At 59.6% G+C, this 22,014-nt stretch carries 20 protein-coding genes and 1 pseudogene; 4 read left to right on the top strand and 17 right to left on the bottom strand.

Annotated features, from left to right (window positions below; all coding sequences use genetic code 11):
* From JAO75_RS24050 to JAO75_RS24040, 3 genes are all read left to right on the top strand, one after another.
* The coding region (locus JAO75_RS24050) for a response regulator (RefSeq protein ID WP_199051742.1) at window positions 1–476 on the top strand (476 nt) is incomplete at its 5' end.
* A 76-nt stretch (window positions 477–552) separates the two neighbouring features.
* Window positions 553–1,014, top strand: coding sequence for a hypothetical protein (locus tag JAO75_RS24045; RefSeq protein WP_199051741.1), 462 nt, complete (start codon window positions 553–555; stop codon window positions 1,012–1,014).
* A gap of 818 nt (window positions 1,015–1,832) precedes the next feature.
* A complete protein-coding gene (locus tag JAO75_RS24040) occupies window positions 1,833–2,582 on the top strand; it encodes a restriction endonuclease (RefSeq protein ID WP_199051740.1) in 750 nt (249 codons plus the stop codon).
* 28 nt (window positions 2,583–2,610) lie between these two features.
* Here JAO75_RS24040 and JAO75_RS24035 read toward each other — a convergent pair whose 3' ends face one another.
* The 10 genes from JAO75_RS24035 to repA all read right to left on the bottom strand — a co-directional run bounded on the left by JAO75_RS24035 (window position 2,611) and on the right by repA (window position 13,470).
* Entirely contained in the window at window positions 2,611–3,069 is a 459-nt protein-coding gene (locus tag JAO75_RS24035; protein ID WP_199051739.1) for a sigma-70 family RNA polymerase sigma factor, read from the bottom strand.
* Between the two features lie 441 nt (window positions 3,070–3,510).
* On the bottom strand, window positions 3,511–5,949 hold the full coding sequence (locus JAO75_RS24030) for a PAS domain S-box protein (protein ID WP_199051738.1): 2,439 nt from the start codon (window positions 5,947–5,949) through the stop codon (window positions 3,511–3,513).
* A 431-nt stretch (window positions 5,950–6,380) separates the two neighbouring features.
* Window positions 6,381–6,677 carry an integration host factor subunit alpha gene (locus JAO75_RS24025; protein ID WP_199051737.1) on the bottom strand — a complete coding sequence of 99 codons (297 nt, stop codon included), beginning with the start codon at window positions 6,675–6,677 and terminating at the stop codon, window positions 6,381–6,383.
* A 31-nt stretch (window positions 6,678–6,708) separates the two neighbouring features.
* Window positions 6,709–6,909 (bottom strand): NepR family anti-sigma factor, encoded by a 201-nt coding sequence (locus JAO75_RS24020; RefSeq protein WP_199051736.1) that lies wholly within the window; start codon window positions 6,907–6,909, stop codon window positions 6,709–6,711.
* Between the two features lie 336 nt (window positions 6,910–7,245).
* Window positions 7,246–7,989 (bottom strand): LuxR C-terminal-related transcriptional regulator, encoded by a 744-nt coding sequence (locus tag JAO75_RS24015; protein ID WP_199051735.1) that lies wholly within the window; start codon window positions 7,987–7,989, stop codon window positions 7,246–7,248.
* Window positions 7,990–8,521: 532 nt separating this feature from the next.
* Window positions 8,522–9,040 carry a hypothetical protein gene (locus JAO75_RS24010; RefSeq protein ID WP_199051734.1) on the bottom strand — a complete coding sequence of 173 codons (519 nt, stop codon included), beginning with the start codon at window positions 9,038–9,040 and terminating at the stop codon, window positions 8,522–8,524.
* Between the two features lie 60 nt (window positions 9,041–9,100).
* On the bottom strand, window positions 9,101–9,283 hold the full coding sequence (locus JAO75_RS24005) for a hypothetical protein (protein ID WP_199051733.1): 183 nt from the start codon (window positions 9,281–9,283) through the stop codon (window positions 9,101–9,103).
* An 86-nt stretch (window positions 9,284–9,369) separates the two neighbouring features.
* The gene (locus tag JAO75_RS24000; RefSeq protein WP_246742700.1) at window positions 9,370–10,512 is read right to left on the bottom strand and encodes an RHE_PE00001 family protein; all 1,143 of its coding nucleotides are present in this window, start codon (window positions 10,510–10,512) and stop codon (window positions 9,370–9,372) included.
* 562 nt (window positions 10,513–11,074) lie between these two features.
* The gene (gene repB / locus JAO75_RS23995) at window positions 11,075–12,229 is read right to left on the bottom strand and encodes a plasmid partitioning protein RepB (protein WP_199051732.1); all 1,155 of its coding nucleotides are present in this window, start codon (window positions 12,227–12,229) and stop codon (window positions 11,075–11,077) included.
* Window positions 12,226–13,470, bottom strand: coding sequence for a plasmid partitioning protein RepA (repA, locus tag JAO75_RS23990; protein WP_199051731.1), 1,245 nt, complete (start codon window positions 13,468–13,470; stop codon window positions 12,226–12,228). The genes repB and repA overlap by 4 nt, the downstream gene beginning before the upstream one ends.
* Before the next feature lie 760 nt (window positions 13,471–14,230).
* Here repA and JAO75_RS23985 point away from each other — a divergent pair.
* Window positions 14,231–15,328 carry a P1 family peptidase gene (locus JAO75_RS23985; protein ID WP_199051730.1) on the top strand — a complete coding sequence of 366 codons (1,098 nt, stop codon included), beginning with the start codon at window positions 14,231–14,233 and terminating at the stop codon, window positions 15,326–15,328.
* Window positions 15,329–15,494: 166 nt separating this feature from the next.
* Here the strand turns inward: JAO75_RS23985 and JAO75_RS23980 are convergent, their stop codons facing one another.
* The 7 genes and pseudogenes from JAO75_RS23980 to JAO75_RS23950 all read right to left on the bottom strand — a co-directional run bounded on the left by JAO75_RS23980 (window position 15,495) and on the right by JAO75_RS23950 (window position 21,618).
* Window positions 15,495–16,001, bottom strand: a complete 507-nt coding sequence (locus JAO75_RS23980; protein ID WP_199051729.1) for a hypothetical protein — start codon at window positions 15,999–16,001, stop codon at window positions 15,495–15,497.
* Window positions 16,002–16,194: 193 nt separating this feature from the next.
* Window positions 16,195–17,112: pseudogene (locus tag JAO75_RS23975) on the bottom strand (recombinase family protein).
* A gap of 13 nt (window positions 17,113–17,125) precedes the next feature.
* Window positions 17,126–17,494 carry a PIN domain-containing protein gene (locus JAO75_RS23970; RefSeq protein WP_199051728.1) on the bottom strand — a complete coding sequence of 123 codons (369 nt, stop codon included), beginning with the start codon at window positions 17,492–17,494 and terminating at the stop codon, window positions 17,126–17,128.
* Complete coding sequence (locus JAO75_RS23965) at window positions 17,491–17,688, bottom strand: type II toxin-antitoxin system VapB family antitoxin (RefSeq protein WP_199051727.1); 198 nt, start codon at window positions 17,686–17,688, stop codon at window positions 17,491–17,493. The genes JAO75_RS23970 and JAO75_RS23965 overlap by 4 nt, the downstream gene beginning before the upstream one ends.
* A gap of 1,790 nt (window positions 17,689–19,478) precedes the next feature.
* Window positions 19,479–19,883: an acyl-CoA thioesterase gene (locus tag JAO75_RS23960; RefSeq protein WP_199051726.1), complete on the bottom strand. Its 405-nt coding sequence runs from the start codon at window positions 19,881–19,883 to the stop codon at window positions 19,479–19,481.
* A gap of 98 nt (window positions 19,884–19,981) precedes the next feature.
* Window positions 19,982–20,611 (bottom strand): glutathione S-transferase family protein, encoded by a 630-nt coding sequence (locus JAO75_RS23955; protein WP_199051725.1) that lies wholly within the window; start codon window positions 20,609–20,611, stop codon window positions 19,982–19,984.
* Between the two features lie 35 nt (window positions 20,612–20,646).
* Entirely contained in the window at window positions 20,647–21,618 is a 972-nt protein-coding gene (locus JAO75_RS23950) for a quinone oxidoreductase family protein (RefSeq protein ID WP_199051724.1), read from the bottom strand.
* Window positions 21,619–22,014: the final 396 nt, after the last annotated feature.

Here is a 22,014-nt window from a genome sequence, read left to right as displayed (position 1 = left end):
GCTCCTTGCGTGGCTCGAAACCCCACAGCTTACGAACAAGCGGGGCAGAAGCACGGCCGGACCATCCCATTACCGGAGGATCGGAACCAGCCGAATATGGACGCGGGCGCCGCGTGCTCCTGGTCGAGGACAATCTCGAGGTGGGCCGGTTCTCGACGCAGACGCTTCAGGACTTGGGGTATGAGACGACCTGGGCCACGAACGGGGACGAAGCGCTCAAGGTACTGGAGGAGACGGGCGCTGCGTTCGATGTCGTCTTCTCCGATGTCGTCATGCCCGGCATCGGCGGCGTGGAGCTGGGGCAGACGATCCGGCAGCGCTACCCTGGTCTGCCGATCGTCCTGACGTCAGGCTACAGCGAGGTTCTTGCCGACGATGGCCGGCACGGATTCGAGCTCCTGCACAAGCCATATGCGGCCGACGAGCTGTCACGGGTGCTGCGCCGCGTAGCCCAGAGGAGAAAGCGACGAGGTTGATGAACGTCAACCTGTCGAACCACTTGGCTCCGGCCTATGAAGGTTAGGCCAAGATCCTGCTTACGGCTGGCCACTGGTGATCTTCTACCTGCCGACCACCACCGCGGGCGGCCTTGTGGGCGGCGCCTACCGCACGGTGACCAGCGCCTTGGGCAACGTCACCCAGGCAGCCGGTTCGACGGCCCAGACTGCCGTACAAGCCGAGGCTCCGAGCCTCGTCGGAGCCGCAGATCCCTTCTCCTCGATCGAGCAGCAGATCCGCGGCGCCACCGGTGGCAACGATCCTGCGGCGCTGCGCGATGCGGCCGTCGCTTCCGTGCGAGCTGCCCTGACCGGCAACGAGCAGCAGGCCGCCGACGCTCGCAGTCGCGCAGCGGATGCCTTGGCCCGGGCCCAGAACATCCCGGTCGACCAGGCCCGCACCCAGGTGCAGCAGTACCGCCAGGCCGTGGATCAGGCCAAGCAGCGGGCCAAGCAGCGGCCGATGCCGCCTCGAGCGCCGTGTCAACGGGTGCCCTGCTGGCACCCCTGGGGCTGATCCTCGGTGCCGTGGCCGCATGGTTTGGCGGGTGCATGGGCACGGTCGAGCCGATGATCACGGCCCGGCTGGGCCTTGGTCGCTCCGGCGCGACGGAGCCTGCGGTCCACAGCGGAACCACGAGCACCGTCGTCGAGACGGAGCGCACGCCGCGGAGCACCTCAACGACCAAACCCGGAACCACATGCTCGTCGTGACACCACGCTCCTCGCGAGCACCAGCACTGACGGAGAAAACCATGGGATTATTGGATTCGATCCTGGGCAACATGATGGGGGCCGGTGGCCCCTGGATGCAGGGCCGCGGCAGGGCGACGTCGCCGATCGTGCAGACGCTCTTGATGCTCCTGGCGGCTAAGGCATTCCAGCACCATCGCTCCAGATCTCAGAGTGATGGCTCACTTGGAGGTGGCCTCGGGGGCATGCTGGGCGGCCAGGGCGGCGGTCTGGGCGGCTTGCTCGATCAGTTCCTGCAGAACGGCTACGGCGACCATGCCGATGCCAGCCGCCGACGGCGAAGCGCAGCAAGCTTGGGAGTTGATGTTCCTGCTCCACACTGGGCTCTTCGTCATTCAGGGGGACGAGACAAGCACTGCGGAGGAGTTGCGCGAGTTCGCCGGTCAAACCTCGACGGAACCCGGATTACTGAGCAGTAGCTGCCGAAATATTCCTGTGAGTTCTCTGGGTTTTGGCTCAGTGCGAAGCCGCTAGTAACCGGGCTCAACTACCGGATAGGAGTGGTACTCATGGCCATAGACGGCATTTGGCGCGGTAAAGGGAATGTTTCGGTACCTCTGGAGGCATAAGGCGTTCAGCGCCGTGCTGCTGCTCCTGTTCGGCGTGGGCCTCTATTTGCAGCCCATAGCTGCCTGGGCCGGGCTCGCGCTGCTACTGTTCTTGCGTCTGACGAAGGTTCACTCACTTCTGCTGATTTATGATTTGACAGATCGGGCCGCGCTAGAACATGTCCGAACACTTGCTACCAAACGCACCCATATGCTCTCACCTGACGAGTACGGAAATGTTTCTGAGGAGGCCTGGAACAGACACCTCAATACCTTCATCAAGAAGACCCTTGTACCGGAGTTCCAACGCAGGAAGATCGAGCATCTCCTAGCCAAGGATCTGAAACGAAACGTTGCCCGCCTCAGGACACGGATTAACAGGATCATCGATCGGTACCAGCCGGTCGAGCAAATCTTCGAATATGATGGGATGACTGGTAGAGAGTTTGAACTCTACTGTCGGGAGGTCCTGCAGGAAGCAGGATGGCGCGCTGCCCTTACCCCCGGCTCACGCGATCAAGGCGCCGACATTATAGCAGAGAAGAATGGCAGACGGGTGGTGATCCAGTGCAAGTTCTACAACGGCGCTGTCGGCAACAAGGCTGTTCAGGAAGCCTATGCCGCCGCGGCCTTCCAGGATGCGCCGTATGCTGTGGTGGTCACAAACTCGGTCTACACTAAATTCGCCCACCAACTCGCGCACAAGAACGGCGTGCTGCTGATGCACCATACGGACCTGGCGCGGCTTGACCTGATCGTCACCAGCGGGGCGGGCTCCCGCTGATACAAGATTCCATTCGGCCCTCTGAGGCTTAAAGAAAGTCCTCGATCGAGAGCTGTGCGGTGTCCCGCGGTTTTGGGTTCGGCTTCTTCGGGCCTTCCTGGACCCCCGCCGCAACAGGCTGTTTGCGGGGGATCGGGGTATCCTCAGACTGCGTGCGCTTCATCCGAGCCTTCGCCTTGTCACGGGCCTGTGCTTCCTCAGATTGCGGATCTTCGGTGAGCCACTTCCCACGCTTGACCACCTCATTCACGCGCCCCTGGTTGATCCCCAGTTGAAAAGCGATCTCCTGCTGAGTCATATCCGTCGTGGTGTGTAGCTCAAGGATCTTGCGTGCGAGCTCCGGCGTCATCTTCCGCCCGGCTACCCTACGGGCTGGCGTGATTGACCGCGTCTTCTTCTCCTCCTTGCGCATCTTTTCCAGGATCGCCAAGGCCATATTCATGCCTTGGGCGCGCAGGGCTTCTTCGAATTGCTTCAGCGTGGCCAAAAGAGAGACTCCTGAACTCCTGCCCCGATGCACTCGCACCGGCTCAGACTGACTTTTGAACGACGAAGAGGTGATGACACGACCCAGGAGCCCCGCACGGCAGCTGGGAGAGGTCAGCCGAATTACGGCGACCAGGAACAGAATAGAGTCCATGGGTCGCGTTTTTCAAGATGGGATGCGCGACTTTGTTGTTGATTCGTTCCGCTGCACTCGGGGCGCTAGCCTCAGCGGCCATTTTCTGACTAGGATGGAGTGACGCCGACTGATCGGGGCACCTTGAGCGGTTGCTCGCAGCGAGCACAAGAGACCGCACAACCGGTCGGCGTCGCGGCCTCGGGGTACTGTGTCAGTGCGAGCTGAGCCAGCGCAAGACTGTACTCGTCAGCCTACTCGGGTTTGTGACAGTTTCAGGGCATTTGCGGAGGTGCCTGTCCTGCGAGATTACGACTCTGCCGCCCCGGCTAGCTCCTCCTCCTTCACCGCCTTCAAGGTGAAGTGGAACGCGGTCCCCTCCCCTCGTGTCGACTCGGCCCAGATCTTTCCACCATGCGCCTCGATGATGGTTCGGCAGATCGACAGCCCCACGCCCATCCCGGTCTTCTTCGTCGTTGTGAATGGAGAGAACAATCGCTCCTGAACGGCCGGTGCGATCCCGCTCCCGGTGTCCACGACACTCACGCGTATGATCGCGCCCTCGTCTTCCACCTCTGCCTTGATTGTCAGATTGCGCTCATACACGTTCTGCATCGCCTCCATGGCGTTGCGAACCAGGTTGAGCAGGACCTGCTGAATCTGAACTCGACTGACGAGCACCTTAGGGCTCTCGTGAGGAAGATCGAAGTCGACTTTGATGCCCTTGTCCTTGGCGCCGGCCAGAGCCAGGGCACTGGCCTCCTCAATTAGCTTGCGCAGGTCCTCAACGTCCTGATCAGTCTCGCCGCGGGCCACAAACGCCCGCAGCTGGCGGATGACCTCGCCGGCCCGCTGGGCCTCCTCCACGGCTCCTTCGATCCCGTGGCGCAGCATCGGCACCTGCTCGCCGTCCATCCGGTCCAGGATCATCCCGCAGCCCTTCAGGTAGCCAGTAATGGCGGTCAGCGGTTGGTTCACCTCGTGGGCCAGGGTTGAGCCCATCTCACCCATGGCTGTAAGCCGGGACATGTAGGCCAACTCGGTCTGGAGCTCCTGCATCCGTTTTTCCGTGTACTGCCGGTCTGTCAGATCGCGGATGAAGGCGGTGAAGAAGCGCTGGCCGCCCGACTCCATCTCACCCAGGTGCACCTCCATGGGGAAGGTGGAGCCATCCTTGCGCTGGGCTACTGCCACGCGGCCGCTTTCAGTGATCCGGCGCTCGCCGGTCTGCCGGTAACGGTGCATGAAACCCTCATGGCTGTCCCGATATGGCACAGGCATCAGGAACTTGACGCTGGTGCCGATGATCTCCTCTGGTCGGTAGCTGAACATCCTCACGGCTGCGGCGCTGAATGAGGTGATGATCCCCTTCTCGTCTGACACCACCATCGCGTCTGGCACAGTCGCCAGGATGGATTGCAGGTGGGCGGTTTGCCGGAGCAGATCGTCCTGACTGGCACGCAGCGCTTCCTCCGCCACAACATGGTGGGTGACATCCTGCGCGATCCCGAGCTTGCGGGTAGGCCGCCCATCGTTGTCGACCAGCGTGTGCCCAACCGAGGTGATCCAACGCTCTTCGCCATTGTCAGCCCGGATAATCCTGAACGTGTTGGTGAAGGTCAGGCTGTCACCCGGCTGATCCCGGTACGCGGTGTCCGCAACCCGCTCCCGATCCTCCGGATGGATCCGCTCGAGCACACGTTCCTGAGTGATCGTTGTGTCCGGCGCAAAACCGAAGAGATCCCGCGCCTCGGCGGTCCACTGCCGCTCACCGGTGAGCGTGTTAAGGTCCCAGATGCCGAGGCCGGCGGTCTCGGTCGCCAGGCGCAGCCGCTCCTCGCTCTGGCGCAAGCTCTCCTCAGCATGCTGCAGGCCCGTGATGTCGCGGGAGATTGCCAGCAACCCATCCGGCTTGCCGTCGCTGCCCTTGATCGGTGTGATCATCACGTCCCACCACTTCGGGGTTCCGGCGATCGTTGGGCAGAACCCTCGGAACCGCCCGGTGTCCCCGATCTTGGCCCGCAGCACAGCCCTACGGGCATCATCAGCAGTAGCTCCAGTCCAGAAGTCGAGCCAGTCACAGCCCTCGATATCGGCGAAGGTCTCCACCTCCATTGCCCGACAACCGCCTTCGCTCATGAAGCGCAGGCGGCCCTCCAGATCGAGGACCTTGATGCAATCCTCGGAACTGGCATGCAGCCGGTCCAGCATCTCGGTCTTCTGGGCCAACTCCCGCTCGGCTTTGCGCAGTTTCATCTCACGCTGAACGGAGCGGGCGAGTGCTAGCAGTGTTCGCTCTTGAATCTGGGACAGCCCCTCGGGGCGAGGCTGCCTGTCGACAACCGTCAGGGTGCCAACAGGCATGTCGTTCTCATCCCGAAGCGGGATGCCGGCGTAAAAGCGCAGCCCCGGGTCTCCGGTCACGAGCGGGTTATGGCAAAGCTCCGGATGCTCACGGAGATCAGGAAAGACAGTCAGGCCAGGTTGCTGGATTGTATAGGCGCAGATCGACAGGTCTGCCGGGATCTCGCTCTCATCAAACCCGATCTTGGCCTTGAACCAGTGTCGGCCCTCAACCAGGAATCCGATGGAAGCTGATGGTGTCTGGCATGCCTGTGCTGCGATGACGACCGCATCGTCGAACGCAGCTTCGGGGGGAGTGTCGAGGATATGAAGTTCGCGGACGGCAGCGATCCGGTTGGCGCTAGCAAATCCAGGGATGTTGGTGCTGAGACTGCTGATCGCCATCGTTGGAATGCTGCCCCGACCCCATAATGCACCCTTTGGAGGTAATGCACTCGGGCCGATAGCAAAGAGGCCTACATTCCGCAACGTAAACGCCGCCGTGTTTATGGCCAAGCTTATTACAAGACAGTTCGGACAGGACGCACTTCTGAGGAATGGGACTCTTCTCTTGCTGTAACTATGTCATAATATTTTTTTATAACAAAGCTGTGCGTAGTTTGCTCAAAGCCAAGCTTTCGGTTTTCCCTTATTGCGCGAAGCAGCCGGCTGCTTCATCTTCGCGGGCATTGGAAGCACCCCACACTTTCAGTGATCAATTGCAAAAACAACAATAGTTTTACGTACTTACCGTAGGGGCAAATGCGGGGGCTGACGGGTCGCGAACACGGTCAAAAGACCGGGCGCGGCCCTTTTCTTTTTCGGGTTAGGGTGGCTCAGGACGTTCCGTTGACGTGATGTTTCAAAACGTCAGACGGACTGAATGTGAGCGCCCGTCGAGGCTCAATAGGCACCTCAATCCCTGTCTTCGGATTGCGGCCCACGCGCTCCGCTTTATTCCGGACGGTGAAGGTGCCGAGGCCGGAGAGTTTGACACTCTCTCCTCTCACCAACGCCTCGCCGATCTCCGACAGAACTTGCTCGACCAGGATAACTGAATCATGCCGGGGAACACCCGTGGCCGCATGGACTGCATCGCACAGGTCTGCCCGCTTCACCGTCTTGCCGGCCATTCACTCGGTCCATTGTTGCTAAGCGCCTAGTTTAGCGGGCACCCAACGGTGGGGGATGCCCGTTCTCAAGTTGCTCCACAAGAGCTTTCAGCCTGTCCGGCAAGTCCGCTGTGACGACGTCGTCATAGACGCTACGCAGAGAGTGACCCAGAATGAAGGTGACCTGCTCCTGCGAGAAGTTCAGGCTGTTGGGGATCCGGTTTGCCCACTGATGTCTGTTGCTTTCCTGCATGGCGTTCGCTCATTGCCCTGCACTGCCCTTGTTCACATAGGTTAGTGGGAACTCACGTGCCCGTGATCGGTTTCAGCGGGGCGGTAAATCTCTGCTGGTCACGCGTGCTTGCTCCCGGGCAAAGGCTGGGTCCAGAACCGGCTATGATTTTTTCTTTGTAGCCACGCTGGAATAGGATGCTCTGCCCTGCCGTTTGGCCCTGTGACGCGCCGTGCGCTCCTGTTCGGCCGTCTGAAAAGGGATCGCCGTTCCTCTCTCAAAAACAACGGCGTCGACCTTAGGGCCCCTCCCCCACGGAGCGGGCCCTTTTTCATGAAATGGGAGTGATGATCTCGCTTAGCCTGCGAGCACCACGTCTGGAGAGTTCGCGGCAGGAGCGAGGAACTGACTTGCCCACATGGCAGCCTGGGTGCGGTTCTCAGCCTTGGCTTTTCGCAGAATGGCCTTGATGTGAACCTTCACCGTTGCCTCAGCTAGGCCAAGCTCCCGGGCGATCAGCTTGTTGGACGCGCCGGTCGTGAGCAGGCGCAGGATCTGAATTTCCCGCTCGGAGAAGCGGTTTGCAGCCGCGCCATCTCCGCCGATCATCGTTACCTTAGGCTTTTGCTCTGAGATCTCGCTCAAAAGGGCAAAGGCAACCGAGGCTGGCAGGAACGTTTCTCCCAGCATCACCAGTTCGAGTGCCTTGAGCATGGCTTCCTGTGACATGCCCGTTGAGCACAACCCATTCAGACCGCTCTTGGCCAGTTGCCCGATCGCCTGCGGCTCTAGGTGATCCGCCAGAAGCACCAGCCGGGCGCCGGGGCAGCGCTCTTTTAACTCTCCGAGGAGTTCCCCATAACCCTCTGGTGAGAGGCTCTCGCAGATCAGGATCAGGGTGGGAGGGTTGTCATCCGTGGCCGACAAGTCCGGCACGCCGGCAGAAGCATCATCGGAGGGGACGAAGTGAGACCCTGCCAGAAGCTGGGCAATCCCGGTGCGCAGAAGGGTGTTCCGGCACAGAAGATAGGTGGTCACATGGTAGAGGGGATCACGAGCAAGCGGAAGAATTTGCGCCTTATAGACGACGTCTTGGTCCATTGGTTTTTAGCCCCTTGCGATAGTTTCTGGCCCAGCACCAGCGCGAACGCCCACTCCCTGCTCTGGCATTGGAGCGTGGACGGGACGCAACTGTGTGGGAGAGCTGTCCTGGGATCAGGCTCGACTTGGCATTAACCCTTCCGAACCGGGGCAGTTCCAGCCGAGGAAGGTCTCCAAATGGGCTAATCCTTACGGGTATCGGGTCGCTGGCGATGTGCGAGCACGGCTGTTGGAGGTCGTTCCACTCTTGGGCCGAAACGTTCTGGCCCCATGCCGGCTGATGGCGCGAGGGCTGTTTCAGTCCTCACAGCCATTGAGAGGGAAAGGCCTACGGCCTTCCGGTCAGGCAAAGGGACTATCGGACGCGCCTATTGGGTGCCCCTAAAATCGCTTATCAGTATAGGCGATCTACAAACCAAGGCTGATTGCGTGCCGTCAAGCCACTTGTGGATTCTTCCCTAACCGCGCCCAGAACATCGCCGGCGCGGGCATTCTCCGCGTTGGCCTGACCATCCAATCCGATGCTGCAAGGCTATCGTGCATCTTGAGGCTGAAGCGAGATCCCTGCCGGTACCTTCAGCTCGCCATCTTCCTGATCCAAGTCGATGAACCGATTGTCCTTGGGGATGACCAACCCCTCTCCGATCTTCGGCAGCTTGGAGAGAGCGGTGCAGGTAATGGTCGATCGCTCACCCGACGAGGTCTCGCTGCCGGTGAGCCGAGCAGGGGGCCGCCCAGGTCCTCCAAGGCTCCCTTCGATCCGGATGCTCTGATCAGGAAACGCCCAGGTGAATCGCTGGCCCGTCTGCTCCCACTTGCCCGGCCATTCGCCGGGCTTCGTCCGAGAGGTATCGAAGATGTAGGGGCTTACCTCCCCGTTCTCGAACTCCCCACCCCCGACGCCGCCACCCGGATAGAAGGTGATCACGAACTGGCTTCGGTCAGAAGCGCGAGTACATTGCCAGAGGGAGCCTGCCAGACTAATGCCGTCGGCTATGGCCGTTGGAGACACCAGGACAATCCCGATTGCGGCAAGCAGGAAGCTTCTCATGGGCTGTCTCCGATCAGGCGTGGAGCAGCACCGTAGACAGCAGATCGTTACTAAAACGGTTCAGGAGGCGGGGTTCGAACGGTCATTGTTGCCACTGGATTCCAGCAGGCACACCAGAGCAAAAACGCTTACTACCGCCAGGAACTCAGCGCCGGTCAGGAGCCATTCCGGTGAGACGCCGCGCAGGGGGCCTACCGCCACCAGCGAGAGGAGGAATGCAACAACCGTACCCCACATCAACATGCGAACTCGCCCCTTAGAACGGGGAAGCCTTACCTTGATGAATATGAACAGCCAATGACAAGCCTGCATATGGGTAAAGGAGAAACTTAGACGATGCCCCACGCTCTGTAGCGGGTACGTCCGGTAAGCTCGCGCGGCAGGGCTCCCCGGAGCTGGGCCAGCATCAGATCGACCGCCTTGGGCGTGACCTTCAGGAGCTTGGCGCCGAGCGGCACAGTCACCAAGGGACGGGATAAGAAAAGGTCGACCAACTCCGGCAGCTTTGAATTGCTGCGGCACTTGTCGGCTACCCTGTTCATCAGCTCCCGCGCCAGGATCAGCCGGTCCAGATCCTTGTTCGCGATCTCAAGCGCCTCCTCGACGACGCTACAGAACCCGTCGAGTTTCTCCCGCGCCCCTTCCCTGCCCTGAGGCCGGAACTTCGATCTCTTGAAGCCTGCCGCCAGGGGGAGCAGGTGGTTTGTCAGGCCCCTGGCGCGCAGGATGGATGCCGCCATGGTCAATCCAAGCCACGGCAGCCGGGTGTAGAGGTTCAGATCCAGCCACGTGTTCCAAGCCACCGCAGCAGCTGCAATGGCTGGCCAATGGTTCGTTCGCTTAACGAAGTCGAGCCAAAGATCCTCATTCTCCGCCTCGTCCTGGTCGGGGTCATAGACTAGATGCGAGCGGCTCTTGGGCAGCGGGGTTTCGCCGGCCAGCACCTTGCTGGTGCGGTCGAGCAGGGCGTCGATCTCGGCAAAATGCGCCTTCCACGGATCGGTGTCATTGGCATAAGGCGGGTACGCCTCGTCATCATCCGGGTCCGGGCGCTTTCTTTTCGGCTTTGCAGAAGATTCAGCCCCAAGGCCACCCACACCTCGTAAGGCTGCAAGGCCGTCAATTGAAAGTGGCCAGGGCGCTTTACGGGCCATAGCCGTGCGACGGCTTCGCAGGGCCGCCGCCGCCCGAGTGAGTTCATGGGTCGGGCTGCGAACATCCATGCCGGCGTCGTGGAGGACCAGATCGCCCACATCGACCAAGTGCCCGTCGAGCATCAGCGCCCGGACGGCTTCGGTCATATCGCAACGGGACTGCCACCCAGCTGCAAGGTCAGATGCCTCCAACCGCGCATCAAAGCGGAGAACGGCAATCGTGATCTGCTCCAGACGACCGGCGATTTTCTCCCACGGCAATTCGGGAAGTTCGATGGCGGTGCGTTTTGCCCCTTCGTCATCCCATTGTTTGTACAATGATTGCTCCACCTATGAAGGTAAGTGCCTGTTACTGAGAGGTTTTGCACAAGTAACGGTATCAAAATTGGATTTAGCTACCGTCTGATAATAGTCAGTTTCGGGTCAGAAAAGTAGCCTTTTTGACTGTCAAATAGGCTCGAGAGGCGATTTCGGCTCTTTTGGGTGCAGATCCCAAGGGTCACGAATGGAAAGCCACGGATTCAGCTAAGGAAACGTGACCCACGCAGGCCCAAAAAGCACTCTGGCAGCACTATCAACCGGTCAATTGGAGCACTCCATTTTTTGTACAGATGTCGATAACAATGAGCTTCTCTTAGCTGCCCCCTCTCCTCGTGGAATCTCTGCTGGCAGAGGCCCTGAAATTTCGGGAGCCTCTATCCGATACCATGCTCGTTATTTCGCTGGAGGGCAAAAAGCGACAACCCATCCCTGCTTGTTGATCCCGGGCAACTTGGGTGCATTTGGGAAATGTAAGAGATCTTTGCATCTGCAAAGATCTCCCGAAGGCGCACCTTGACCGCAAGGGACAGGGTAGAGCTGTGCCCCTTGCCTCATAGCCCTAATTGTTTTTCTGAGCCTCAAACTCCCGATAAATCTCTGTCAGCTTAGAGATTAGAAAGCTTGCAAACTCCGGTTCCGGACGCTGATCAATCTGGAGGGTGCACTTTGTCTCTGAAGCAACGATGTTTACAAGTCGGCGGCGGTGAGGATCTTCCCAGAACTGAGCTTTAGGGCGCTCCTTCTTCTGGAGGCGATCGACCAGTGTGCGGAAGCGAGCGTCAGAATTTAGTACCTGAACGTCATTTTCGGCCAAGATTTGTCGACCGCGCTTGATGCAAGTGGGGTCTTGGAAGAGATCCATAAGGGTCCGCCAGCGGGGTCGGCCGATCCCTGGTGCGGGTCCGATCGCATCAATGATATCGATCGGAATCCGAGAGCCGACAGCAATAAGAGATGAGAGATCTCCCTCATTGACCGAGAGTGCTTCTCGAATGACCTTTCGCTTGAAGCCTCGGTTTTCAAGGGCCACCACGAAGCGTGCCTTCTCGATGAAGGTTAGATCGAGGCGAGCATTGTTTTCCTGACCTTGAGCGATAATTAGCTCTTCATCCGACATCTTTCGAACAGTGGTCCGGACCTTGATGCCAAGCCGTTCCGCAGCTTTGACGCGGCGGTGGCCGTAGGCGATCTGATAACGGTCAGGAACGTTGGGATGCGGACGGACAAGAATTGGAACCAATTGTCCTTTTTCTTTGATTTGTTCCGCGAGCTCCGCAATAGCCTTATCAGAGCTCTCCATCCGATCCTGGATAAACGAACCATCCAGAACTTGAGGATCTAGCTCGATGATTGTCTGACCGGTCTCCATCTGGTCTTTGACAGCCTTGAGCTCATTTTCGACGGCAAAAGCTTCACTTAGCTTTCCAAGTGCGCTCCCCCCTGCTCGATTGATTCCCCACTCTTTCCTCTTGGCATTTGCAGGTTGATTATCTGCCTGATGATCACGAGAGAGCGACGCTGCTGGCGACGCCACAGAGCCAGCTAACTGCTCTGCGGCCTCCTGAGACGACTCAGCAACACGAACCATGGGCTTTCCACCCTCGGGGCGATCCTCGACTACGAGGTTCGGGAATTGGGATGGCAGCTGCTGTGCTTCCGGCTCCGACTGGGGCGTAGGCATGAGCCTGCTAAGAACAGAATTTTTCTTGCTCATTGTCCCCTCCCCCAAGTCTTGTGAATAAGGCTTTCAATCTCGGCGTTGACGTTGTTCATGGCATCGATTGCTCGGTCGTACGTCGATTTGGTGAACCTCTCGCGCGACACTTCGTAGATCGTTTGCTTGTTAATGCCAGCGTCTGCAATCGCGGTGCTCTTCAGCATCGGATTTTCGAGAACTGCCTCTGGGAATAGACCCCGCAGGTACTCCACCATACCACTTTGTGGACCGTCGCCCGGCTCGTAACGTGTGACGAGATACTTCATCCAGTCGTATTCGACAGTGCCGCCGAACTTTTTTACCACGCCTAGAAGGTCAGCCGTCATCGTCAAAAATTGGGACATAGACATCACGTCTAGCATCTGCGGGTGCACCGTCACAATGAGGGACGTGGATGCGCTCAGGGCTGCTAGCGTGAGGAACCCGAGTTGTGGCGGACAGTCAATCACCACGACATCGTAGTCGTCAGCAACCTCACTCAGCGCAATGGTGAGGCGCGAGAAGAACTTTGTTTCACCCGGACGGCGGTTTGCGAGTGCCTTTGGTGTCTCGTGCTCAAACTCCATCAACTCAAGATTACCCGGAATTATATCGAGCCCAGAGATGTAGGTCCGGCGGATAACCTCACTTGGGTGACGAGCCTCGTCGTCATAGCGGATTGAGCCGTAAATGGTTTCGTTCGCGCCGACGTCGAACTCGGGTTGATATCCGTGCAGGGCGGAGAGGCTAGCTTGGGGATCAAGATCTATGGCGAGCACTCGGTACCCACTTAGCGCAAGATATTGTGCGAGGTGCGCCGCACTGGTCGTTTTAGCGCTCCCACCCTTAAAGTTTACGCAGGAAATGATCTGAAGATGCTCTTTGCCGGAACGGTGTTTAAGATAGCGCCGACCACCGCGGGCATTCTCGTCCAGGTACGCGCGGAGAGCATTGATATCATCAAGGGAATACATGCGCCTCCCATTGGGGAGCGTCTCAGCTTCAGGACCTTTCCCGTCCAAGGCGAGTTGGCGTAGGTAGCCGTCGTCGACGCCAATAAGCTTTGCAGCCTCCCCTGACGTAAACTTGCGAAGAGACTTCTGAGCCACTGGGGGATAAAGTGCCAGTCGCTGTTGGTGGAGCGACTCGGAGAGTTCCTTGGCATGCATCAAGATGTAGTTGTCGTCGACTTTCGGCGGTCGGGGAGTCGTCTGCGTCTCGACTTGGGGATCATCCAGTTTTAGTTGAGGGACAGCCACATCAACTCTCCTAGTTACGGAAATTCGCCGCCGATGCGGCGTCTTCCGTGAGGAAAGCCTGCAAATCCTTAACGAATGGTTAACGCCGCGATAAGTTGGCCTCAAAGAATGCGATTATCTGTCTCTTTCTTATTCGAATAGGTGCGAACCTACTTTGCAGCTGCAAAGTCTGTTTCGTAGGACGCCTGCCGCAAGTGATGGTTCGGCGGCATCCACAAAAATAGCCGAGCATTGGGAACTGATCTAATCGGCCCCAACATGGTTGAGGGCTCCTTCGATGCAGCACAGTTCAAATACTACCTCCCTCACCTCCGCCAGGGTAACGACCTAGCATATCTTTGCATCTTGAAAGATGGCAGACAGGGCGATGCTTGTTGAAGCCTATGATCGGCACGTCGGAGCGCCAGTACTTCAGAGACGCCGCGGAAGTTTGCAGCTGCAAAGTTCCACTTTTGCCTCCTCCGCAAACTCAATTATTGGCAGTACTTCGGTGACGCCACCCTGTCCGCGAATAGGTCCGGATCGGCACGGCCGGGCAGCGCAAGATCGGGTCGCGTGAAAACGGGAGCCGCCTTGGAGGCTCTCGAGATGTGGCTGCGCCGAAAGCAAACGCGGGGCTACGTCACGCGTCCAGACTGAAGATAAGGCTTTACCTGGCGGGCTTCATCGCATCCAAGCATGGCCCTCCCCGGGCGCCGATCTTCCCCTGATCCATGGTACAGGCAAATAGCGGCACTCGAGCACCAATCATGAGGCCGTCATGAAACGCAGAACCTTCACCAGCTCCATCTTGGCCCTGTCCGCGGCCCCTCTCCTCGCCCATCAGGCCAGTACGTCTCCTGCTGCGGCCGCTGAGATTTCAGGTCCGCCTCTCATGGGCGGCTCCATCACGGACGTACCCGGGATCAAAATCGGTCATCACACCCTCACCCGCCGGCCAACGGGCTGCACCGTCATCCTGTGTGAGGACGGCGCCGTCGGCGGGGTGGATGTGCGCGGCTCCGCCCCTGGCACCCGTGAGACCGACCTCCTCGACCCGACCAACGCAGTCCAGCAGGTCCAGGCTATCCTGCTGTCTGGCGGCAGTGCCTATGGGTTGGAGGCTGCCACGGGCGTGATGCGTTATCTCGAGGAGCGCAAGCTCGGGTTCAAGTTGCGCGCCGGCGTGGTCCCAATCGTGCCGGCCGCCATTCTATTCGACCTTGGTGTTGGCGACTTCACTATTCGGCCAGATGCTGAGGCCGGATACCAGGCCTGTCTGGCCGCTGCGTCAGGTCCTGTCGCAGAGGGCAATGTCGGGGCAGGGGCCGGAGCAACGGTGGGTAAGATGTTCTGCTCCGCCTTTGCCATGAAGGGAGGCATCGGCACCGCCAGCCACCGGGTTCCCGGCACCGACATCGTTGTTGGCGCCATTGTGGCCGTGAACGCCGTGGGCGACATCTGTCATCCCGAGACGCGCCAGATCCTTGCCGGAGCCAGACGGGAGGAGGGGCAGGGCTTCCGGGACACCATGGCAGCGATCATGGGCGGCTACCGCGTCGTGACATCAACCGGCAGCAACACCACGATCGGGGCTGTTGCCACCAATGTGCCGTTCAACAAGGCCGAGATGAACAAGATCGCCCAGATGGCACACGATGGCTTCGCCCGCAGCATCAACCCGGTACATACGATGTCGGATGGCGACACAATCTTTGCGTTGTCCACGGGCAAGGCCTCATCGGTCCGCGCCGATGTCTCGGCGATTGGGGCAATCGCCGCCACGGTGATGGCCCAGGCTGTGGCCCGTGCGGTGATCCAAGCCGAGAGCCTGACCGGGCATCAGCTGCCGGCCCTCAGAGACTACGTGAAGGGGTGAAAAGAGCCCGCAGGTGGATCTCGATGAGCGGGGAGTTGCACCCATGAGGCGAACCTCCCCGCTCACAAGGCTTGCTGCTTCGGCCCATAACAGTGTTCTGTCGGTGGTCAGCCCGCTTTCCCTGCGGCCTCAGTAGAGCGAGGCTTGCACCGGCCGCACCTGCTTCTCAAAGGGGAGGGGCAAGCCACTCCTTGATCTTGCTGAACTTGAGATGGTCAGCCACCGACATGGGAGCCTTTGCACTCTGTTGGACAGCATCCAGCCGGGATTTCACCTGCTCTGTTGCCAGCACGTAAGCTTGACGTCCGATGCCCAATGCGCCCTCCAGCACCTCAAGGCGATCTTGCCAGCTTATCCGGTATCTCAGGTGCTGGGCGATATAAACCTCCCGCTCCCACTCAACCTGTTTTGTATCGGCGCAGGCCAGGCGGGTGACGAACGGGAGCAGTTGCTGCCGCTGCTCATCACTGGCTTCATCATTCAGGAGCATCGCCAGGCGGCAGATCGGGCGCGAGAAGCAATCAGGCATGGTCTCGACGGCCCGGACCGGCCGATAGGGGAAGCCAGCCGCGACAATGGCCGCCTCGTTGATGCAGGTTCCGCCGTCCTTGCCGGGTAAGGCGTGTGAGCCTCGTTTCAGCTTCCAGTTCAGAATATGATCGAAACTATCCATGGCGGCCATTCCTGTGGCGCGCCCCACCGCACGATGGTGATCCTCTGGCGGCTCTCCTGTCAATTGCGCTGGGACGCCAGGTCGGAGAACTGACCTTGAGTCATTGGTGGCATGGCGGTCGGGGGCACCTCGGCGTCCTATGCCCAAACGGAACCCGCGCGGATGGGTGAACGGCACCTCCGAGCGAAGCTGGCTACACCACGTCTTGCAGGGACGTCGGCAGGGCCAGCCCCGCCTTGCGTGCTTGGTCAAGTTGCTTTTTAACCGAGGAGGCTGACCATGTGGAGCCGCCGCGTGGCGTCCGCTCCCGCATGCGTTCGAGTTGAGCCCCGATGTCCCGCAACGAGAGGCCTGGGTTGGCCATGGCAATACCGGCAATCAGCGTCATGAGGCGGTCCTCCGGGTTCTTGCGTGGGGCAGGGCGGAGGAGGGCAGGGTCGGCCATGTGCTGAGACACGAGCTTGCCGACGGCACGGCGTAGGCGGGCCACGGTCCAAGATTGGCCGCTGTTGCCGAGGATGCGAACAACATCCTCCCACGGGTGCTGCGGGCGCATGCGGCGAATCGTTGGCATCCATTGATCACACCGGCAATCAGATCGTCCACGTATGCCTTGTCCCGGGCCGGAGCGATCTTCCTGATGGCCTCCGGTCGGCGCTCGCGCATGCCTAGATTGCCTGGTTTCTTGCCTCGCGCCTTTGCGGCCTCGATCCCGGCTCTGGTGCGCTCGGAGATGAGGGAATGCTCCAACTGCGCGACTGCACCGAGCACCTGCAAGGAAAATATACCTCGCGGGATCGAGGTGTCGATCGGATCGCGCAGGGACCGGAAGTGGGCCTTCTTGGCTGTCAGTGCTTCGATCACCTCAAGAAGGTGGCTCACCGAACGGCTAAGCGATCGAGGCGCACCACGACCAACACCCCTCCCGGCCGGATCTCACGCATCAACCGCGCCAGTACCGGCCGCGCTCGACTTGCCCCGAGCCATGCTCCCAGTGGATCTCGGCACAACCAGCCGCGCGCAGCTCGTCGAGCTGAGCATCGTGCGCCTGATCCTCAGTGGACACACGAGCGTAGCCAATCAAGCGCTTCCTGGAAGGGGAGGGGGCCATCATTCTTCGCTGGTTAAGTGAGGTCTGAGGATAGCCCCAGTCGCATAGCCGCTTGCCGCAGCCGCCGATCCCGGGTCCAGAGCACGGCACCGGGAGTAAGTCTTGCTGCTGCTAGAAGGTGCGCATCGACAAAGCCAATCCCAAGTCCGTAGAGTTGCTCCCGCTCAATCAGTATCATGACCTCATCATCACTGGCGACGGTAGCCTGGGGCAGGTCACGGAGGGACTCAAGCACGGTCCTGCGCTGGCGAAGGCTGCCGAGGGCGAGCTCACCCGTGACAAAGGAATGCGCCAATACGCGCCCCGTCCCGAGGAGCTCTGCCAACACTAAATCGCTGCTCTTCAGGTGATCGATCCACACCGAGGTGTCGACGAGGATCACTGAGCATCCGCCTGACGGCGCGGGATAGGCTTAAGATCAGGCTCGGTGCCGCCGAGGCGGGCCAGCCTTCGGGCACTCTCCCGCTCGATCAGAGCCTTCAATGCTTCGCGAACCAGAGCAGACTTCTCCTGCAGGCCCGTAAATGCCTGCGCCTTTGCAACGAGTTCGTCGTCTAGAGCAATTGTTGTTCTCACGCGAGTACCTCCATCCTGCCGCATACAAAGTAGCATCAAGTGATGACGGTATAAATGCCGCCACGGTCTTGACGCTCGATTCAGCAGCTAATCACCTCACCTTCATCTGCTGTGGTCGAGATGTCTGCTCAACTTCCATATGCGATTGAGAGGACAACATGAATATAGGCCTGCGCCAGAAACATATTGGGTGTCAGTTGTACACTCTCGCTTGCTGCGGGAAACTGATCGTTTGCAAACGATCGGTGAGCGATTTTGTCAACGAGCAGGGGAGGGTAGGGCTTCCCCACGGCTGACAAAAGTGCTTTGAAAACAAAGGCTCTAGATGCTCGGCTGGGAGCAAGAGGCCTACGTAGGCGCCCGTGATCAGATCTCTGATGAACTAGCTCAGGAGGCAGCCGAGCGATCTAGCATTTATGCGACCATCAGACCGTAGACATTCCCCAAATATATTCCCCTGGAGCATATTTTTCTAAAAACTTCAAAGGCTTAGACTTATGCGAAAGCGTGACGTTGGGAAATGCTAGATTCGGAAACCTTAAGTGAGTGAAGCCTTGCTGGAATCCATGCTGCTTCGGCTGCGATGATCAGGAAAGGGCAGAAGGCAATAAGCTGCCCGCTGGACATTCACGACAGCAGGAGAGGGGAGGGCAGGTGAGGGACGAAAAGCAGACCTTCACACGGCCAAGCTGAAGGGCAGTCTGTGACTCGGAAGCGACATTCCGCGATGCAGCGTAGCATCACGTCCTCCTGCGGCGAGGAGTTCGGCGTCGCAGTCCCTCGAAGCACCAGGTATACTCCTCAATCGCGCAACGCACCTGATCCCAACAACGTTCCGCTACCAAACTGCTAGTGATCTCGCACCGCACCTTTGAATAATTCGGTCATCGCTGCCAAAAGCGTAGTCCGGGCCTCTTGGCCCTCGGCTAGCATGAGAAAGTCATTGATCCCGAAGCGTTGCTCACTTTGCTGCTCCGCACTCTCCGAGTGTGGGTTTTGGTGGATTCGCGTGTGTTCCACCCACAATCCAGAAGCCTCTGTATCGAGGATCAGGTGCCACCATTCGCCTGTATGCCCTCCTGGGTTTTCGGCTCTGAAGGCTAACTCGCGTTTGTAAATGGGCATCCGCTCGCTCCTGATCCGGCGTGGATTGTGGTATTACGTGCAAGCCGACACAAGTAATGGGAAAGGCACTCGCAGAGTGTAGGTTGCAGGTAATGGAGAAGGCAGATGGCCTACATCCCAGTGAGGACAACGGCAGGATGTTGACGAGCAGCGGCGCTACTTAGCTCCACCGGCGAGATGACAGCTGATGCTCGATGGCCTGAGCGGTAGGAGATCGCGGCCAATTCAAGCGCAGCCTCGCGAGCTTCCTCCTCGGTAGTGTACGAGTAGATGGCTCTGCCCTGGCACATCACTAGCCAGCGGTCTTCCTGAAGGTAAAAGACTTCGAAACGTTGCATGTTGGTTGCCCCTATGACCAAGGACAGCATACTGAGTCCCACCCTGACATGCGGCATTCTCCAAAGAGGTAGGGAAGCTCTCGAAAGTATGGGGCCTTTCAGCCTCGGGCCGGTGCCCATCTATTTCCGTTGAATCCCCCGGGTCTTCAGAACAAGGCTCATGGGCAAGCGGGGACCCAACCCAAAGCTGGCGAGCATCGAAAAAATGGAGGGCAGCCCTTCGAAGCGGCCGACAGGGATTTGATGAAGTGGACGCCCCTCAACGGCCTCGAGGTGCCAAAGTGGAGGAGGAGGGTCCATTCTGTGGCTCACAGTAGTGTTGTCCCGTCAGGGACTACTGACCTCGACGGCTGGTGGGATGGGGCGGGGCCGGCCATCCTGGTCAATGGCCACAAAGGTAAAGGTGGCATCGGTGACCTTCTCGCGTATCTGAGTCTGAAAGCGTCGAGCCCACGCTTCGATCTTGATCGTCATGGACGTCCGGCCAACACGCTCGACGCGTGTGTACACACAAAGAACATCGCCCACGCGGACGGGGCGAATGAACTGCATAGCGTCCACTGCGACTGTCGCCACACGGCCCTGCGCTCGCTCAACTCCAGCGATGCCGCCTGCCTGGTCCATCTGCGACATCACCCATCCGCCGAAGATGTCTCCGTTTGCGTTTGTATCGGCGGGCATTGCAATGGTGCGTACAGTCAGATCGCCCTGAGGTTCAACCCCGTCCGTCATATCTCAGTCCTTCTGTGATTGGGGCGCGCAGCGGCCGAATTCTTACTCGGGCTCAATTAGGTATTCTGTCCCGCAATGATCTACCCGCAGCCGATGGGTCAGGGCTGAGTAGCCTTGAAGCTGTCACGGCTGGAGATGCGCTCCCACCACTCGCCAACGCCAGGAAGGCCGGCGAACTCCTCAAGGTGCGGAGTGAGCGCGATGTAGGCGAAGAGCGGCGCGAGATAGAGATCGGCGATCGAGACCTCATCGCCCGCGAGGAACGGCGACGATCCCTTGATGCGCATGAGCTCCGTCAGCACGGCCCGGCTCCTGGCCAAGCCGTCCCGGTGCGCAGCCTCGTTCTTGCCACCCACGAAATCAGGGAAAAGGTGATAAGCCACGACGCCGCCGATCATGGGCCCGTAGCCGTATGAGTCGATGATGCTCGTCGTCATGTCCATGCGGGCTGCGTCCTTCGGGTTTGCCGGCACGAGCGACGGACCTGGCAGGACGGCATCGAGGTAGCGCGCGATCGCACTGGTCTCAATGATCCCGAACCCGTCAACGTCGACAACCGGGACCTTGCCGAATGGATGCCTTGAGAGGTGTTCCTCACCCTTGGGCTCTCCCTTGAGGACATCCACGGGCACCTGCTCGTACTCGTTCACGCCCTTCTCGGCGAGAAGCATGCGGACTGTGCGGACATAGGTGGAGCCGCTGAAGCCCCACAGGGTAATCCTGGTCATCGGGTTATCTCCTTTATCTGCTGCCCCATAGGTTCTCACGGCCTGAGGATCAGGGTTCCGCCGGCCCCTCCCTGTTCGAGCGCCCGGTGCGCATCGGCAGCCTCGGCCAAGTCGAAGGTGCGGCTGATCGAAGGCTTGATGATACCTTGCCTGACTGCGTCGAATACATCCTGGGCGCGTCCGCGGTACTCCTCCACATCAGTTGCGTGAGCAGCAAGGCCGGGCCGGGTCAGGAAAAGCGAGTTCTTGTTCAGGGTCGCGATCGACACAGGATCCGGCAACCCCGAGGATGCGCCAATCGACACCATCATCCCGCGGACCTTCAGGCTATCGATCGAGGCGTTGAACGTCTCCTTGCCGACGCCGTCATAGACCACGTCCACCTTTCGCCCCTCGGTCAGGCGGGCGACCTCGGACGGCAGGTCGCAGGCCCCCCAGACCAGCACCTCGTCGCAGCCCGCCGAGGCGGCCAGTCCGACGCTTGCCTCCTTCGAGACGACGCCGATGATCTTGGCCCCAAGGTGCTTGGCCCATGGGGCGAGGAGTTGCCCAACGCCACCGGAGGCCCCGTAGAGGAGGATGGTGGTGCCGCGACCGACAGGGTACGTACTCTTAATGAGATATTGGGCAGTGATGCCCTTGAAGAGGATCGCGGCAGCATCCGTGGTGCTGATCCCCTCCGGGAGCTTCACCAGCCGTGAGGCGGGATAGAGACGTCCGCTCGCATAACTGCCAATCGGGCCAAGAGCATAGCCGACCCTGTCTCCGACCGCGATGTCCGTCACGTCGGGGCCTACCGCGGTGACGCGACCGGCGCCTTCGAGGCCCAGCCCTCCCGGCAAGGCGATCGGCACCGAACCGCGGCGCTGCATCACGTCGAGAAAGTTGACCCCGATGGCCTCTTGCTCGACCCAGGCCTCCGCAGGCCCCGGATCGATCGGTTCAATGTGCTTCAGTTCGAGAACGTCAGCATCGCCCGTTCGCGACAACCAGATCGCTTCTGCCATGGGTAATCTCTTTCTGATGTGTGCGTACCAGCCTTGCCCGATAAACAGCGATGAGCACTCAGGAGTTCATACCTCCAAAGCCGATCTCTTGAAACGTTGCGGACCTTGGGGAGGGCTGCCGAGCGGAGGTCGCCCGCAGACTGATGATCGCTTTTGCCGGTTTCGTAGGCCCAACACTGCTAGGGCCGGCGAACCTTTAGGTCAGCTCATAGTACCGGGTAGACCTTAGCCGCAGGTCGCCATTGGCAGCGTGAGCTGACCTTCAAGGACAGGCGCTTAATGGCTCAGGTTGACCCGGAGCGGGCTTATCTGTCCTAGGTGTTTGATCCCAGGGTTTGATGGTGCGATATTATCCTCAGGATGGAGGGACGCGCTATGGGCCAAGTTCTCCATGGG

Origin of the sequence: Microvirga splendida, assembly GCF_016427565.1 — a bacterium.
Lineage (GTDB): Bacteria > Pseudomonadota > Alphaproteobacteria > Rhizobiales > Beijerinckiaceae > Microvirga > Microvirga splendida.
The sequence above is the reverse complement of the archived record's forward strand: the minus strand, read 5'-3'. Positions and strand labels throughout refer to the sequence as shown.

Excerpts from the sequence above, each read along its gene's own strand:
- JAO75_RS24030 (WP_199051738.1), bottom strand. The coding sequence starts at position 5,949 with ATGGCGATCAGCAGTCTCAGCACCAACATCCCTGGATTTGCTAGCGCC.
- JAO75_RS24025 (WP_199051737.1), bottom strand. The coding sequence starts at position 6,677 with ATGGCCGGCAAGACGGTGAAGCGGGCAGACCTGTGCGATGCAGTCCAT.
- JAO75_RS24020 (WP_199051736.1), bottom strand. The coding sequence starts at position 6,909 with ATGCAGGAAAGCAACAGACATCAGTGGGCAAACCGGATCCCCAACAGC.
- JAO75_RS24015 (WP_199051735.1), bottom strand. The coding sequence starts at position 7,989 with ATGGACCAAGACGTCGTCTATAAGGCGCAAATTCTTCCGCTTGCTCGT.
- JAO75_RS24010 (WP_199051734.1), bottom strand. The coding sequence starts at position 9,040 with ATGAGAAGCTTCCTGCTTGCCGCAATCGGGATTGTCCTGGTGTCTCCA.
- JAO75_RS24005 (WP_199051733.1), bottom strand. The coding sequence starts at position 9,283 with ATGTTGATGTGGGGTACGGTTGTTGCATTCCTCCTCTCGCTGGTGGCG.
- repB (WP_199051732.1), bottom strand. The coding sequence starts at position 12,229 with ATGAGCAAGAAAAATTCTGTTCTTAGCAGGCTCATGCCTACGCCCCAG.
- JAO75_RS23985 (WP_199051730.1), top strand. The coding sequence starts at position 14,231 with ATGAAACGCAGAACCTTCACCAGCTCCATCTTGGCCCTGTCCGCGGCC.
- JAO75_RS23980 (WP_199051729.1), bottom strand. The coding sequence starts at position 16,001 with ATGGATAGTTTCGATCATATTCTGAACTGGAAGCTGAAACGAGGCTCA.
- JAO75_RS23960 (WP_199051726.1), bottom strand. The coding sequence starts at position 19,883 with ATGACGGACGGGGTTGAACCTCAGGGCGATCTGACTGTACGCACCATT.
- JAO75_RS23955 (WP_199051725.1), bottom strand. The coding sequence starts at position 20,611 with ATGACCAGGATTACCCTGTGGGGCTTCAGCGGCTCCACCTATGTCCGC.
- JAO75_RS23950 (WP_199051724.1), bottom strand. The coding sequence starts at position 21,618 with ATGGCAGAAGCGATCTGGTTGTCGCGAACGGGCGATGCTGACGTTCTC.